The organism is Pseudomonas sp. S5F11 (assembly GCF_019641515.1).
GTDB lineage: Bacteria > Pseudomonadota > Gammaproteobacteria > Pseudomonadales > Pseudomonadaceae > Aquipseudomonas > Aquipseudomonas rhodesiae.
The window spans coordinates 3,292,263-3,305,763 of record NZ_JAIFJZ010000001.1 but is presented as its reverse complement, the minus strand read 5'-3'; the positions used below and the strand labels follow the sequence as shown (position 1 = coordinate 3,305,763).

Genomic DNA, 13,501 nt, shown 5'->3' with positions numbered 1-13,501 from the left:
CGCTCGGTTAAATCCAGGAGTGTCGGGCGGGCAAGGTGCCGTTGAGGCGATACGCGCCCACCGCGTGATACTTCCAGCGCACCGGGTCGTGCAGGGTGTGCACGCGGGCGTTGCGCCAGTGGCGGTCGAGGTTGAATTCGGCGAGGGTGGCGCGGCTGCCGGCCAGTTCGAAGAGCTTTTCGCTGACCAGCAGCGACACTTCGGTGGTCAGCACCTTGGCCTCGGCCACGGCAATCGACGCGCGCGCCGCCGACTGCGCAGTGATCGGCGCGGCGCTGACCTGGTCGAGTACCTGGCCGGCCTTGCGCAGCAGGGCTTCGGCAGCGTGCAGTTCGATGGTCAGCTTGCCGATATCGGCGATCACGTACGGGTCATCACTGGCGCGTTCGACCTTGGCGTCGATCCATGGGCGCGAGCGCTCACGCACGAAGGCGATGGTGTCTTGCAGCGCACCGCGGGCAATGCCGGCGTCGATGGCGGCCTGGATCAATTGCGAGACCGCGCCCTGGATGTTCGGGCTTTGGCCGAGGCGCCAGTTGTCCACCACCAGGTCGGCGTCCACCGGGACGCGATCGAGCAACACGGTGCCGCTGGCGGTGGTGCGTTGGCCGAACCCGGACCAGTCATCCACGATGCGCAGCCCTTGGGTGCCACGGCGCACGAAGGCCATGACTTGTTTGCCGTCGTCGTTGAGCGCCTTGATCGCAACCCAATGGGCAAACAGTGCGCCGGTGGAGTAGAACTTCTGGCCGCTGACTACATAACCGTCGCCTTGGGCGGTGAGGCGCGCCTTGAGTTCCAGGGTGTTTTTAGTCCCGCGTTCAGGGCCGCCGTTGCCGATGCGCCAACCGTCGAGCACGCTCTGGAACAGCTGCTCTTTCTGGCGCTCGGTGGCAGTGCCCTGCAACAGATGCAGGATGCCGAAGTGGTTCTGCGGGATCTGCCCCAACGCGGGGTCGGCCGCGCTGATGATCGCGAACACCTCGGCCAGGGTGGCGAAGGACACCTGCGGGCCGCCGTACTCGCGGGGAATAGAAATGCTGCCCAGCCCACTGCGGGTGAACTGTTCGATTTGCGCCCAAGGCAGTTTGCGTTGCTGGTCGCGTGTGGCGGCTTGCAGGCGCGCGGCCTGGGCCAGCTCATGGGCGGCGTCGAGCGCCTCTGCGTCGTTGCGCAGCACCACGGCCGGCAACAGCAAAGGCGCGACGTCCAGCTGAGTGACTGGGGGTGTAAGAGCCAAGTTAGACATCAGCGCCGCTCCTTGGCTGCACGCAATGCCCTGGCGTTGCGCACCGGGGTAATTCTGACCATACCGACCTCGCATTCAATGAAATTAAAAACAAAAATTCAGAGATGTCCGGTGGTCCGGTGCATATACCCTAAGCTTGTTAAATATTTAAATAAACTAACTTTTAGGAATATGCATAGAAGGCGATCAGCCCGGTTCGCACGGGGAGCCGAGCGGTTTGGGGCGATAGGGCGTCACGGCCCGGGACGGCCGTGACGACGTCGACGCTGCGATGCGCACCGTGCGTGACGGCGCCCAGTGCGAGGTGTTACCAACGCGATCCAGAATGCAGTACGTCACCTCCAGCCGGCAGTCGTCGCCCGCCTCCGCGATCACCGTCGCCGGCACCCAAACCTGCACGGCCAGGCCGATGCCGCGGGCCTGGATCTTCGGCAGATCCATGCGCACGTCGCCCCAGCGCAGGGTGATGGCGTCGCCGGTGGTCATGTTCAGGTAGGGCTCGATGGTCAGCGGCACACCACGGCGTACCTGGCGACTGTTGACGCCGTAGCGGCGAATGGTCTCGGGCAGGGCGACGGGGGCCAGGTTCTGGTTTTCGTCGCTGTACAGCGCCGGGGGCTGGCCGCCTGGGGCGTTGGTCTTGACGCGCACCTGGGTCACGGCCGAGCGCGCCGGGCCGTGGCCCACCTGCATAACCTGGTAATACACCTGCGCCAGGCCGTCTTGCACAAAACTCTCCGGCACCCGCAGATGCGTAGGCGTGCCGACCTTGCACGCCGTGATCCGCCGCGAGGCGGCAAAGCAACGGTTCCAGAACAATTCGATCAGGTCGCCTTCGTCCATGCCGAGGTACGGCGCAATGGCAACCTGCAACTGGGTGGCCGCCCGAGCGTTGATGCCATATCGGTTGGCCTGGGGCAGCGTTGGGGCGGTGAGCGTGGGCGTCATAAGTCATCTCCTTGATGCAGCCAGCAGCAATCGTTCCGGCCCCTTGGCGCGGGTGCGCAGGGGGGCTGAAAGGCACGATTCAGTGAATAGCCGGGATAGGATCCAATCCTCTGAGGCCTAGATAAGAGGGTTGGCCAAGGAGCGTCAATGGCGGCAAAAGGCTAAACGGCGGGTTTGCGGATATTCAGAAGGGTCTGACTGGGAGGGGGATTTCAGGCGGCGCGAGGCAGGGCGTTTTATGCGGCTCGATGGGGCGTTGCTGTAGGAACGCGGGGTATGGCGAGGGCGCAGGCACCCTCGCCACAAACAGGCAGGCTCAGTGAGCGAGAAACTTGCTCAGGAACTGCCGTGTGCGTTCTTCCTTGGGGTTGGCGAACAACGCCTTGGCTTCGCCTTGCTCCACGATCACGCCTTTGTCGAAGAAGATCACGCGGTTGGCCACATCCCGGGCAAAGCTCATTTCGTGGGTGACGATGACCATGGTGCGCTTCTCTTCGGCCAGGCTGCGGATGGTCGCCAGTACTTCGCCGACCAGCTCCGGGTCCAGCGCCGAGGTGGGTTCGTCGAACAGAATCACCTCCGGCTCCATGGCCAGCGCACGGGCAATCGCCACGCGCTGTTGCTGACCGCCGGACAGGCGCCGTGGGTAGGCGTCTTCCTTGCCCGCCAACCCGACCCGGGCCAGCAGCTTGCGGCCCAGGGCGACAGCGGCCTCGCGTGGCATCTTCTTGACCACGGTCGGGCCTTCGATGACGTTTTCCAGCGCGGTGCGATGCGGGAACAGGTTGAAGCTCTGGAACACAAAACCCACGTGCTGGCGCAGACGACGTATCAGGCCTTGCTGTTGGTTGATTGGGCGGCTGCCGTCGATCTCGATATCGCCCACCTTGATGCGTCCGCTGGTGGGCGTTTCGAGAAAGTTGAGGCAGCGCAGGAAGGTGGTTTTGCCGGAACCGCTGGGGCCGATGATGGCGATGACTTCGCCTTCCTTGACCTCCAGGTCGATACCGGCGAGCACCACCTGACCGTTGAATTGTTTGGTCAGTTTTTCAACCACGATCATGCTTCAAGACTCCAGGTCATGCCGGTTGACCCGGTCTTCCAGGCGATTCTGAAAATGCGCCAGGATGCTGGCCAGGATCCAATAGATCAGCGCAGCGCTGAGGTACATGGTGAAAATTTCGAAGGTGCGCGCCGACACCAATTGCGCCTGGCGAAACAGCTCGGGGACCTGAATGGTGGCGGCCAGCGCCGTGTCCTTGACCAGCGAAATAAAACTGTTGCCCAACGGTGGCAGCGCTGTGCGCATGGCCTGCGGCAGGATGGCCCGGCGCAGGGTCTGCGCGCGGGTCATGCCGATACTGGCCGCTGCTTCCCACTGGCCGCGCTCGATTGAGCCGATGGCGGCACGCAGGATTTCACAGGCGTAAGCGGCCATGTTCAGCGAGAAGCCGATCAATGCCGCCGGAATCGGGTCCAGCTCGATGCCTACTTGTGGCAAGCCGTAGTAGATCAAAAACAGCTGCACCAGCAACGGCGTGCCGCGAAAGAACGACACATAGATCCGAGCAATCCCTCGCACCGGCAAGAAGCGCGACAAGCGCATCAAGGCTAGGCCAAAGCCCAGCAGCAAACCGAAGAACATGCCGCCCAGGCTGAGGATCACCGTGTAGTACGCGCCCTTGAGCAGAAAGGGCGCGGAATCCAGTGCGAGTTGGAAGCTTGCTTCCATTATTGAGTGACGTCAGCGTTGAAGTACTTCTCGGACAGCTTCTTCAAGGTGCCGTCGGCGCGCAGTTTGTCGAGGGCCTTGTTCACAGCGTCCAGCAGTTCAGGCTCGCCCTTGCGCAAGGCAATACCCGATTCCTGGCGCGAGAATGCTTCGCCGGCAGCGGCGGTGTCCTTAGCCTTCTTGGCATATTCCAGCGCGGCCAGGCGGTCGATCAGGATCGCGTCGATGCGGCCGATACGCAGGTCCTGGAACTTGGTCGGGTCGTCGTTATAAGTCTTGATGATGGCTTTGGGCTGGTTGTCCTTGAGCCATTGTTCGTAGTTGGTGCCCAGGCCCACGCCGACTTTCTTGCCGGCCAGGTCATCGGCGGTCTTGATGCTGTCCACATTCTTTTTCAGAACCAGCGCCTGAATCCCGGAAACGGTGTAGGGCTTGGAAAAATCGTACTTTTTCTTGCGCTCTTCAGAGATGGTGACCTGGTTGACCACCGCGTCCAGGCGTTTGGATTCCAGCGCGGCGAGGATGCCGTCCCATGGCGTGGCTTGCAGCTTGACCTTTACGCCCAGCTCTTTGGCCAGGGCTTCGGACAGCTCCACCTCGAAGCCACTGAGCTTGCCGCTTTCATCTTGGAAGCTGAAGGGTGGATAGGTACCTTCCAGGCCGATTTTGATCTCGCCGGCCTTCTTGATATTGGCCAATTGTTCGCCGGCCACAGCCTGACCCAACCAACCGGCACCGAGTGCCAGACCCAGCGTGCCAACCAGTAACGTGCGACGGAATGCAGAAATAGACATGAAGAGCCCCTGTGTTTTTTATGGTGAGCGAAGCAGGTGACGCAGTAGGCGTATCCTGCCTTAAAGCGCGAAGCGCGTCTTCGCCTGCGGCGCGACTATAAAGCCGGTTTTTAAGACTTGAAAATAATATAAATTCAAAATCATATTCTTTTTTAGAATATAAACTGTTTCTAATGTGGGAGGGGGCTTGCCCCCGATAGCTATAGTCCAGCCAGCGCATCTCTGACTGATAGGCCGCCATCGGGGGCAAGCCCCCTTCCACTTTTAACCGGTTAACTCAGTTGAACACCGCGTCATAGGCAAACAGCGCCGGCGCGCCGCCGGTGTGCAGGAAGATAATCGGCCCGTCCTCAAAGCGCTGACGCCCGATACCGTCGAGCAAACCCGCCATGGCTTTGCCGGTGTAGACCGGGTCGAGCAACAGACCTTCCTGGCTGGCCAATAGTTTGATCGCGGCCAATGTGCCGGCATTCGGCTCGCCGTAGCGCGGCGCAAAGTACTCATCCCACAGGATCACCTTGAACGCCTCGGGCAAGCCCACGCCCAGCAGCTCGGCGGTGCGCTCGGCCAGGCCCTGGACTTTCGGGAACTGTGCCTCTTCGGTGCGCGATACGGTGACGCCGATGACGGGCAATTGCGGCAGTACCTCACTCAAGGCCAGCGCCAGACCGCTGTGCGTACCGGCACTGCCGGAGGCCAGCACCACGGCGGCGAAGTCGATGCCGCTGTCTTCGATCTGCGCGGCCAGCTCCAGCCCGGCGCGCACGTAGCCCAGGGCGCCCAACGCATTGGAGCCACCGATGGGCACCAGGTACGGCGTCTTGCCGTTGCTGCGCAGCCGGTCGGCGAGGGCGTTGAGCTGCTCGTCGACGTGATCGAGGTTTTCCACCAATTCCACCTTGGCGTCGAACAACTCCAGCAGCAGGCGGTTGCCGTTGCCCAGGTAGTTCGGATCGTCGGTGCCGGTAGGATTTTCCAACAGGGCGACGCAACCCAGGCCGAGCTTGGCGGTGAGGGCGGCGGTCTGGCGCACATGGTTGGACTGGATCGCGCCGGCGGTCACCAGGGTGTCGGCGCCTTGGGCGATGGCATCGGCGGCCAGGTATTCGAGCTTGCGCAGCTTATTGCCGCCCATGGCCAGCGGGGTGGTGTCGTCGCGTTTGACGTAGATATCCCGGCCCAGCCACGCCGATAGCCGTTCGAGTTTTTCCAGCGCGGTGGCACCGCCCAGCAGTTCCAGGCGGTCAAAACGGTCGAGCTGTTGTTTGATCATGGTTAAACACGGTGGCGAAGTAATGGGCCGACTATAGGCAGGCACTTTTCATCGGGCAACCGTCAATCGCTTATGTCCGATGGTTATGAGCATCGCACCATTGGTTCTTAATGTCGGTCGGTGCGCTTGCCGTAAAGTGATGGCCATTTTGTCAGGAGTGAAAACCGTGAGTGAGCGTTCCAGCCATTGGCAATTGCAGACCATCGTCAGCCAACTGCGCGGCGCCCGCGATCAGTGGCGCTCCCGCAATGGCCGCCTGAGCGGCGAGCATGGGGGGCGCGAGTTGCCCTCGCGCCAGGCCGTGGCGCAGATTCTTGAGTCGCTGTGCGGGGCGCTGTTCCCCATGCGCCTGGGCCCGGCGGACCTGCGTGAAGAAAGCGAGGATTTTTACGTCGGCCACACCCTAGATGTGGCCCTCAATGCTTTGCTCGCCCAGGCACGCCTGGAGCTGCGCTACGCCGCGCGCCAGGGCGGTGAGGATGACAGTGATATCGACGCCCACGCCATTCGCCTGATCCAGGATTTCGCTCTGGCGCTTCCAGCCCTGCGCAGCTTGCTGGACACCGACGTGCTGGCTGCCTATCACGGCGACCCGGCCGCGCGCAGTGTGGATGAAGTGCTGCTGTGCTACCCGGGGATCCTGGCGGTGATTCACCATCGCCTGGCGCACCATTTGTACCGCGCCGGTTTGCCGTTGCTGGCACGCATCAGCGCGGAAATCGCCCATTCGGCTACCGGCATCGATATCCACCCAGGCGCGCAGATCGGCCCGAGTTTCTTTATCGACCACGGTACGGGCGTGGTGATCGGCGAGACCGCGATCATCGGCGAGCGCGTGCGCATCTACCAGGCGGTGACCCTGGGCGCCAAGCGCTTCCCGGCCGATGAAGATGGGCAGCTGCAGAAAGGCCACCCGCGCCATCCGATCGTCGAGGATGACGTGGTGATCTACGCCGGGGCGACGATTCTGGGGCGCATCACCATCGGCAAGGGCTCGACCATCGGCGGCAATGTGTGGCTGACCCGCAATGTGCCAGCGGGGGCGAATATCACTCAAGCGAATCTGCAGCACGATGATGGGGCGCAGAAGTAGAGAACCTGCACGGGTTACCGGTGGGAGGAGGCTCACCACAAGTGGCCTGTCAGCCACAGATACACTGACTGTATTCCACACCGGGGCGGTATTTCCGTGAGCAGTCGCTGAACGATTTCCTTTGCTCAGCCGTCATACCGCTCAGCCCTGCGATTAGTCCAAAACCACCTATTCATGTTTAACTTGAACGTTCGTTCAAGTTAAACCGGTGGTTCGCTGCCCGCTCACAACAGGAGGCTTACCTTTGCTGAGTCTGTTTTTCCCAGCCACATTTCACATCCCAGGGGTGCATCGCTCATGAGTGCATCGTCTACCCCTTCCAGCGGCCTGGTGCGCATGAATGCGCCCGTTTTCTACTTTGCCGCCACGGTTATTCTGCTGTTCGGCTTGACCGTTATCGCCATCCCACAACAGGCCGGTGCCTGGCTACTGGCGGCGCAAAACTGGGCGGCCAATACGGTCGGCTGGTACTACATGCTGGCGATGACCCTGTATCTGGTCTTCGTGGTGGTCACCGCGTTATCGGGCTACGGCAAGATAAAACTCGGTGCCGACCACGACGAGCCCGAATTCAGTTACTTGTCCTGGGCCGGCATGCTGTTCGCCGCCGGCATCAGCATCACGCTGTTTTTCTTCTGCGTCTCGGAGCCGCTGACGCACCTGGTGCAACCGCCCCAAGGCGCGCCGATGAACGCCGACGCCGCACGCCAGGCCATGCAGGTGCTGTTTCTGCACTGGGGCCTGCATGGCTGGGGTGTGTTCGCCTTTGTCGGCATGGCCCTGGCCTATTTCGCCTACCGGCATAACCTGCCGCTGGCGTTGCGTTCGGCGCTGTACCCGCTGATCGGCAAGCGCATCAACGGCCCCATCGGTTATGCGGTGGATGGCTTTGGCATCATCGCCACGGTGTTCGGCCTGGGGGCCGACATGGGCTTCGGCGTGCTGCACCTCAACTCCGGTCTGGACTACCTGTTCGGCATCGCCCACACCCAGTGGATCCAGGTCGGGTTGATCACCCTGATGATGGGCGCTGCGATCCTGGTGGCCGTGGCCGGCGTGGACAAGGGCGTGCGGGTGATGTCCGACATCAACATGCTGCTGGCCTGCGCGCTGCTGCTGTTCGTGTTGTTCGCCGGGCCTACCCAGCACTTGCTCAACACTCTGATCCAGAACATCGGCGACTACCTCGGCGCCTTGCCGACCAAGAGTTTCGACGTCTACGCCTACAACAAACCCAGCGACTGGCTGGGCGGCTGGACGGTGTTCTACTGGGCTTGGTGGATCGCATGGTCGCCGTTCGTGGGTCTGTTTATCGCGCGGATTTCCCGCGGCCGCACCATCCGTGAATTCGTATTCGGCGTGCTGCTGATCCCGCTCGGCTTCACCCTGGCGTGGATGTCGATCTTCGGCAACAGCGCCATCGACCAAGTGCTCAACCACGGCATGGCGGCGCTCGGCCAATCGGCTATCGATAATCCATCGATGAGCCTTTACCTGTTGCTGGAAACCTATCCTTGGAGCAAGGCCGTCATCGCCGTCACGGTGTTTATCAGCTTTGTGTTCTTCGTGACGTCGGCCGACTCCGGCACTGTGGTGCTGTCGACGCTGTCGTCCAAGGGTGGCAACGCCGACGAAGACGGGCCGAAATGGCTGCGGGTGTTCTGGGGCGCGATGACGGCGCTGGTGACCAGCGCGTTGCTGTTCGCCGGCAGTATCGATTCGCTCAAGTCGGCGGTGGTCCTGACCTCGTTGCCGTTCTCGCTGATTCTGCTGCTGATGATGTGGGGGCTGCACAAGGCGTTCTACATGGAGTCGCAAAAGCAGATCGCCCAGTTGCACTCGCTGGCGCCGATCTCTGCGTCACGCAAGGGCCGTGGCGGCTGGCGTCAACGCTTGAGCCAGGCGGTGCACTTTCCATCGCGTGACGAGGTGTACCGTTTCCTCGAATCGACCGTGCGCCCAGCCATCGAAGAAGTGACCGCGGTGTTTGTCGAGAAGGGCCTGAACGTTGTCACCCAGCCGGACCCGGCCAACGACAGCGTCAGCCTGGAAATCGGCCACGGCGAGGAGCGCCCGTTTGTCTATCAAGTGCAGATGCGCGGCTACTTCACGCCGTCGTTTGCCCTGGGCGGCATGGGCAAGAAAGCTATCAATAACCGCCGCTATTACCGGGCGGAAGTGCATCTGAGCGAGGGCAGCCAGGATTACGACTTGGTGGGCTACACCAAGGAGCAGATCATCAACGACATCCTCGACCAGTACGAGCGTCACCTGCAGTTCCTGCATCTGGTGCGCTAGAGACGAAGCGTGCGTGTTCCTCTCGGGCAGGTCTTTGCTGTAAAACAGCAATGGCGAAGTTAAGCGATTCAGCTGGTTAAAAGGCCTGGGAATAGTCTTATTCCCGGGCCTTATTTGCCGATGTCCAAGAGAGGATTCGATGACTTATATTGCTGCCGAAAACCGCTATGAATCTATCCCGTACCGTCGCGTAGGCCACAGTGGCCTGGTGCTGCCGGCACTGTCCCTGGGGCTGTGGCACAACTTTGGCGACAGCACGCCGATCGCCACCCAGCGCGCGCTGTTACGCACTGCGTTCGACCTGGGCATCAACCACTTCGACCTGGCCAATAACTACGGCCCACCCTACGGCAGTGCCGAGATCAACTTCGGCCGTTTGCTGCGCGAAGACTTCAAGCACTATCGCGACGAACTGATCATTTCCAGCAAGGCCGGCTGGGACATGTGGCCCGGCCCGTATGGCCAGGGCGGCGGCTCGCGCAAATACGTGCTGGCCAGCCTGGACCAGAGCCTGCAACGCCTGGGCGTGGATTACGTGGACATCTTCTACTCCCACCGCTTCGACCCCGACACGCCCCTGGAAGAAACTGCCAGCGCCCTGGCCACTGCCGTGCAACAGGGCAAGGCGTTGTACATCGGCATTTCGTCCTACTCCGGCGCCAAAACCCGCGAGATGGCGGCGCTGCTCAAGGAATGGAAAGTACCGTTGCTGATCCACCAACCGGCCTACAACCTGCTCAACCGCTGGGTGGAAAAAGACCTGCTGGACACCACCGAAGCGCTTGGCACCGGCGTGATCGCCTTCACACCGCTGGCCCAGGGTTTGCTCACTGACAAGTACCTCAATGGCGTGCCGGCCGATGCACGGGTCAATCGTCCCGGCGGTGGTTCGTTGCAGGCCGGGCACTTGTCTGAAGCCAACCTCGCCCACGTCCGCGCGCTGAACGAGATCGCCCAGCGTCGCGGCCAGAGCCTGGCGCAACTGGCTCTGGCCTGGACCCTTCGCGACCCTCGGGTGACCAGCGCGCTGATCGGTGCGAGCCGGCCAGAGCAGATTGTTGAGAACGTCGGCGCGCTGAACAACTTGTCGTTCAGCGCTGAAGAACTGGCGGAAATCGATCGGTTTGCCCAGGAAGGTGGGATTAACTTGTGGGAAAAGCCGTCACTGGCGCAGTAATGCACGGCGCCCTCTCGCCTGGACGGCGAGAGGGCGTTTGATCATCCGGTCAGGCGCGGGCGCTATACCAGCTTGAGGTACATCCCGCGCCAATGCCGAAACTCGGACATTGAAAACGGTATTTTTTCCCCATAGAGGTCCACGTGCCCATCGACCACGGCCACCGAATGGTTGTTGAGGGAGGCGGTGCCGGTGTTGCCTTTGTCCAGTTCGCGAAAATGAGTCCAGCGGGTTTTGCCTAACAGGCCCAGGCGCTTAAACCCATCCCGGTCTCCTTCACCGTCGTTGAGCGTGCCCATGGCGGCTTCGAAGCTTCGCTTCGCCCGGCCCTCGTGGTTTTTCATCTGCGCGCGCTTGGCACTGGCGGCATATAAAAACACCGCATCCGCCATTACTGCGGGGTCATCGCCATGAAAAGCCGAACCGGTCCTCGCCTGTTTTATTTCGTCATGGGTCAGGCTCAGCTTGAACGTGTCGCGCATGACGATATCGAAGCCGGTGGGTGTTTCGGTCACCGACTTGAAGATGCCATGGGGGCTGTGACCGTATTTCATCATCGCCGCTTTTATAGCCGAAACAGTGACGCAATTCCCCTGCCTGCCTTGCGTGAAAGCAGACCAGATATTCTTGGGCTTGATGCCAGCGGCGGTTTTGGACATGGGCATGTACCCCGTGTCGAACCGGTTGACCTGTGCCGCCGTATTGTCATACGCGCCAGGACGCGCGGTGCCGGTGTGCTCAATCGCAGGGGGGACGAGGTTGGAATAAGGTTGGGCATAGCTGCCCACGAGTGCTGATAAGTTCATGCAATGCGCCTTGATGCTTGGAAATCCGCCTGTGTTACAGCCAACGAGCAAGGATGCTCAGACCAGGATGTAGCCGTGCCCGTCATACGGCAGCGCCTCTTTATCCAGCACCAGGCCGTGGTTATACAGGTAGGACGGTGCCTTGGTTTCCGACATCTCATGTGCGTTGGCGTGAGTCATAAACGGCACCATGCCAAGGTCTTCCAGGATCTTTTTCTCAAACCCTTGCGTAGTGATGACGCTACGCAAGGCGGCTTCGAAGTTGGAGCGAATGACCGGATCTTCATGGGTGTTCTGAACGCGCTTTACGTAAGCGGTCAGCATGAAGTTGGCGTCCTTGATCATTCCGTTGTCATGGCCGGCGAATTTGGCGGCATCTGCCGTAAGTTTTATTTCCGCGCGGGTGATGTTCACGCTTTCTCCGTCTTTCATGTCGACGGCATAGGTGTCTCCCGTTCGGGTGACTTTTTCGAAACAATCCATGGGGCTCTGTCCGAACCTCATCATCATCAGTTTGATCATTGCCGCGTAGCGATCCGTATAGCGGTTTTCACCAAACTCGCGGGGCACGGAATAAAACCCCTTTTCGATATCGCTGGGCGCTGCGCCGTTGGTTTTTGACGAAAGGTCCGGGAATTGCGGGTTTTCAGTGTCGTTCGTTGGCGTGACCTCTTTTTGCAGCAGGCTATTAAGACGGGTCGGGAGTTGCCGTGTTGTATCAACGCCGGGACAGACAGGCGTGGAAAGCTGCGTGTCTTGATGGATGACCGCTGCCTGTTGCGGGTGGGTCAAGTTCTTTAGAGCAGTTTCAAGGCTTTGCAATAACGTGAACATCGAACTTAAGACCAACTCGATGCTGTGCTGGGTGTGTGCATTGGGTTGCTGGGGAGCCTCGTAATCGTGGTTTTTTAGCAGCGCATTGCGGTTGTCCAGCGAGGGGGACGCATTGGCGGACAGGGCGTTGGAACGGTAGTTGGAGAACGTGTTCATCGGCTCAATTCCTAAGGGTGTGATGTTTTTGTTCCAGGCGTTTCAAAGGAATAGTCAAGTAAGCAGGTAGGCTTGTTGATGTTTTCGGACACCGGAAGGTGTGCAGTTGAAGTCTGCCAACCCATCGACAATGGCGAGGGACTCCACAGGGCTTTTCACAACAATGCCTAAACCTTTATTCGCGGCGATGTCATGGGACTTGGCCGACTGGATATGGTTTTTCATGCCCAATAACTCCAACACGTTTTTGGCCGACTCCCCCTTGTTGGTTTCCCACATGGCAATGGCATAGTCGGAGGGCGCCGAAGCATTAAATGATTCGATCTGCTTTCGTTTTACCAAGGCGCCGAAAAGAAAGGCTGCATCTTTGAGCATGCCTTCGTCACCGAGCATCTGGCAGCCTTCTTGAGCCAGTTTTAGTTCTTCAAACGTAATATGAAGTTTGAAGCCGTCGCGCATCGTTATATTGAAGCCCGTGTCAAGTCTGGTGACTTCACTGAAAATATCCCGTGGACTTTGACCAAACCGTTGCATGGCCAGTTTTATACCCGCGACATGGGAACTGAGCGGGGCGCCGCTCGAATACAGCGTGAGCACTGGTGAAGAAAACAGCCCGCCCCAGATGTCATCCGGTTTTTCGCCACTTTTTTTGGCTGAAAGAAACTCGTGTGATTGGGGGGCGGTCGCCTCGTCAACTACCTGGGTGGTTTCCAATGTTGTATGGGGTAGATCGGTGGCTGGCCGGAGAGGCTTGTTATCAACCAACGTTTTTACCGATGGTTGTATGTTTAGCAGGTTATTCAGTGATGTCATGATTTCATTGAGTGCATTGCCAAGCAGTGCAAGTTTTTTTTCGACACTTATATGAGAGGGTGCGGATGCTGAGGTGGTCTGAGCAAGTGTATGTTTTATTGATGTTGAATTAGAGTGCTTGTGAGGCGCAGTTGCCGTGGGTAACGTGTTGTTATAATTCTCGCTTTGTCTATTGGCGGCGATTGACGGGTGAGTAGATATTAGTGATGTGTTCATCTATTTGTTTCTCAATTAAATAAGATTTTTGTCGATATAAGATTAAGTTTTATATCGCTTTTGCGGTATTGATGAGTGAGGCGTTAGCGTTTTCACGTCGCGACAGTGTCGT

The 13,501-nt window shown here is 59.8% G+C and carries 12 protein-coding genes; 3 read left to right on the top strand and 9 right to left on the bottom strand.

The genetic code is table 11. From position 1 onward, the window contains the following. Positions 1–7: 7 nt before the first annotated feature. The 6 genes from K1567_RS14860 to K1567_RS14835 all read right to left on the bottom strand — a co-directional run bounded on the left by K1567_RS14860 (position 8) and on the right by K1567_RS14835 (position 5,996). Complete coding sequence (locus K1567_RS14860; protein ID WP_094066127.1) at positions 8–1,249, bottom strand: SfnB family sulfur acquisition oxidoreductase; 1,242 nt, start codon at positions 1,247–1,249, stop codon at positions 8–10. Between the two features lie 186 nt (positions 1,250–1,435). Then, entirely contained in the window at positions 1,436–2,197 is a 762-nt protein-coding gene (locus tag K1567_RS14855) for a hypothetical protein (protein WP_220698604.1), read from the bottom strand. Positions 2,198–2,513: 316 nt separating this feature from the next. Beyond that, complete coding sequence (gene tcyN / locus K1567_RS14850) at positions 2,514–3,260, bottom strand: L-cystine ABC transporter ATP-binding protein TcyN (RefSeq protein WP_034095342.1); 747 nt, start codon at positions 3,258–3,260, stop codon at positions 2,514–2,516. Positions 3,261–3,263: 3 nt separating this feature from the next. After that, the gene (gene tcyL, locus K1567_RS14845) at positions 3,264–3,929 is read right to left on the bottom strand and encodes a cystine ABC transporter permease (protein ID WP_034111309.1); all 666 of its coding nucleotides are present in this window, start codon (positions 3,927–3,929) and stop codon (positions 3,264–3,266) included. Continuing rightward, entirely contained in the window at positions 3,929–4,723 is a 795-nt protein-coding gene (tcyJ, locus tag K1567_RS14840) for a cystine ABC transporter substrate-binding protein (RefSeq protein WP_034095344.1), read from the bottom strand. Before tcyJ ends, tcyL begins: the two co-directional genes overlap by 1 nt. Positions 4,724–5,000: 277 nt before the next feature. Further along, on the bottom strand, positions 5,001–5,996 hold the full coding sequence (locus K1567_RS14835) for a D-cysteine desulfhydrase (RefSeq protein WP_220698603.1): 996 nt from the start codon (positions 5,994–5,996) through the stop codon (positions 5,001–5,003). A gap of 166 nt (positions 5,997–6,162) precedes the next feature. Between K1567_RS14835 and epsC the strand changes: the two genes are divergently transcribed. From epsC to mgrA, 3 genes are all read left to right on the top strand, one after another. Continuing rightward, entirely contained in the window at positions 6,163–7,089 is a 927-nt protein-coding gene (gene epsC, locus K1567_RS14830; RefSeq protein WP_034095345.1) for a serine O-acetyltransferase EpsC, read from the top strand. Positions 7,090–7,425: 336 nt separating this feature from the next. Then, positions 7,426–9,387, top strand: coding sequence for a choline transporter BetT (gene betT, locus K1567_RS14825; protein ID WP_167389851.1), 1,962 nt, complete (start codon positions 7,426–7,428; stop codon positions 9,385–9,387). A 139-nt stretch (positions 9,388–9,526) separates the two neighbouring features. Then, the gene (gene mgrA / locus K1567_RS14820; protein ID WP_034111313.1) at positions 9,527–10,564 is read left to right on the top strand and encodes an L-glyceraldehyde 3-phosphate reductase; all 1,038 of its coding nucleotides are present in this window, start codon (positions 9,527–9,529) and stop codon (positions 10,562–10,564) included. Between the two features lie 62 nt (positions 10,565–10,626). On the opposite strand, the gene K1567_RS14815 is transcribed toward mgrA, so the two are convergent. The 3 genes from K1567_RS14815 to K1567_RS14805 are packed head-to-tail and all read right to left on the bottom strand — an operon-like array spanning position 10,627 to position 13,389. Continuing rightward, on the bottom strand, positions 10,627–11,370 hold the full coding sequence (locus tag K1567_RS14815) for a hypothetical protein (RefSeq protein WP_052229499.1): 744 nt from the start codon (positions 11,368–11,370) through the stop codon (positions 10,627–10,629). A 57-nt stretch (positions 11,371–11,427) separates the two neighbouring features. Then, positions 11,428–12,360, bottom strand: coding sequence for a hypothetical protein (locus tag K1567_RS14810; protein ID WP_220698602.1), 933 nt, complete (start codon positions 12,358–12,360; stop codon positions 11,428–11,430). 54 nt (positions 12,361–12,414) lie between these two features. Then, positions 12,415–13,389 (bottom strand): hypothetical protein, encoded by a 975-nt coding sequence (locus K1567_RS14805; RefSeq protein ID WP_220698601.1) that lies wholly within the window; start codon positions 13,387–13,389, stop codon positions 12,415–12,417. Between the last annotated feature and the right edge of the window lie 112 nt (positions 13,390–13,501).

Coding starts and splice junctions, on each gene's coding strand:
- K1567_RS14860 (WP_094066127.1), bottom strand. CDS start 1,249: ATGTCTAACTTGGCTCTTACACCCCCAGTCACTCAGCTGGACGTCGCG.
- K1567_RS14855 (WP_220698604.1), bottom strand. CDS start 2,197: ATGACGCCCACGCTCACCGCCCCAACGCTGCCCCAGGCCAACCGATAT.
- tcyN (WP_034095342.1), bottom strand. CDS start 3,260: ATGATCGTGGTTGAAAAACTGACCAAACAATTCAACGGTCAGGTGGTG.
- tcyL (WP_034111309.1), bottom strand. CDS start 3,929: ATGGAAGCAAGCTTCCAACTCGCACTGGATTCCGCGCCCTTTCTGCTC.
- tcyJ (WP_034095344.1), bottom strand. CDS start 4,723: ATGTCTATTTCTGCATTCCGTCGCACGTTACTGGTTGGCACGCTGGGT.
- K1567_RS14835 (WP_220698603.1), bottom strand. CDS start 5,996: ATGATCAAACAACAGCTCGACCGTTTTGACCGCCTGGAACTGCTGGGC.
- betT (WP_167389851.1), top strand. CDS start 7,426: ATGAATGCGCCCGTTTTCTACTTTGCCGCCACGGTTATTCTGCTGTTC.
- mgrA (WP_034111313.1), top strand. CDS start 9,527: ATGACTTATATTGCTGCCGAAAACCGCTATGAATCTATCCCGTACCGT.
- K1567_RS14815 (WP_052229499.1), bottom strand. CDS start 11,370: ATGAACTTATCAGCACTCGTGGGCAGCTATGCCCAACCTTATTCCAAC.
- K1567_RS14810 (WP_220698602.1), bottom strand. CDS start 12,360: ATGAACACGTTCTCCAACTACCGTTCCAACGCCCTGTCCGCCAATGCG.
- K1567_RS14805 (WP_220698601.1), bottom strand. CDS start 13,389: ATGAACACATCACTAATATCTACTCACCCGTCAATCGCCGCCAATAGA.